This window comes from Pseudomonas sp. UBA3153, assembly GCF_002364635.1.
In the GTDB taxonomy this organism is placed as follows: Bacteria; Pseudomonadota; Gammaproteobacteria; order Pseudomonadales; family Pseudomonadaceae; genus Pseudomonas_O; species Pseudomonas_O kuykendallii.
Map to the genome: position 1 here is coordinate 1337 of NZ_DEYR01000017.1, position 1352 is coordinate 2688.

General features: G+C 68.4%; 1 protein-coding gene. It reads left to right on the forward strand.

Annotated elements, in window-relative coordinates; all coding sequences use genetic code 11:
* Positions 1 to 1352, forward strand: a 1352-nt coding sequence (locus B2X67_RS04330) for a lactate permease LctP family transporter (protein ID WP_286784727.1), incomplete at both ends; no start/stop codon positions are given.

A 1352-nucleotide genomic window follows, 5' to 3' on the forward strand; every position in this document is an offset into this window, starting at 1 on the left:
CGGCGCTGCTGACCCTGGCGATGTCGCTGGTGGGCACGCTGCTGCTGTTCGGCATGCCGCCGGCATCGATCCTCGCCGCCGCCGCGTTCGGCTTCCTCAGCGGGCTGTGGCCGATCGGCTACATCGTGCTGATGGCCGTGTGGCTGTACAAACTGGCGGTGAAGAGCGGCAAGTTCGAGGTGATCCGCGGCAGCATCGCGACCATCTCCGAGGACCAGCGCGTCCAGGTGATCCTCATCGCCTTCTGCTTCGGCGCCTTCCTCGAAGGGGCCGCCGGTTTCGGCGTGCCGATCGCGATCTGCGCGGCGCTGCTGGTGGAGCTGGGCTTCAATCCGGTCAAGGCGGCGATGCTCTGCCTGCTGGCCAACGCGGCCTCCGGCGCCTACGGCGCGATCGGCATTCCGGTGCTGGTCGGCGCCCAGCAGGGCGGCGTGGCACTGGCCGACATGTCGCTGATGATGATCGCGATCATCCAGCTCTCCACGCTGTTCGTGCCGACCCTGCTGATCGCCGTGCTCGACGGCTGGCGCGGCGTGCGCGAGACCTGGCCGGTGCTGTTGCTGATCGGCGCGCTGTTCAGCGTGAGCCAGGCGCTGGTGCTGTATTTCCTCGGCCCGGAGCTGGCCGACATCGTGCCGCCGCTGCTGAGCATGGGCACGCTGGCCGCCTTCATGCAGTTCTGGCGACCGCGGCACATCTACCGCGAGGAAGGCGCGCCGCCGTTGTCTTCGCAGCGCTGGGCGCTGCCCGCGGTGATCTCCGCCTGGTCGCCGTTCTACATCCTCACCGCGGTGATCCTTACCTGGAGCCTGCCGCCGTTCAAAGCCCTGTTCGCCGCCGGCGGGCCGCTGGCGGCGACGGTGCTGAAGCTGCCTATCCCGTTCCTCGACCTGCGCATCGAGGAGTTGCCGCCCATCGTCGCCGCGCCCCATGCGCTGCCGGCGGTATGGAACGTCGCCCTGATCAGCGCGCCGGGCACCGCCATCCTCATCGCGGTGATCCTCACCACGCTGTTCTCCTCGCGGCTGTCGCTGCGCAGTTCCGTGCATCAGCTGGAGAAGACCGTCAGCGAGCTGTGGCGGCCGATCTGCATGATCTCGCTGATCATGGCGGTGGCCTACATCGCCAACTTCTCCGGCGCCTCGTCGAGCATCGGGCTGAGCGTCGCCGAAAGCGGCAGGGTGTTCCCGCTGATCGCCCCGGCAATCGGCTGGCTCGGCGTGTTCATCACCGGGTCGGTGGTCAACAGCAACACCCTGTTCGCCCACCTGCAGGCGATCACCGCGACGCAGATCGGTACCAGCCAGGCGCTGCTGGTGGCGGCCAACACCTGCGGCGGGGTGATGGGCAAG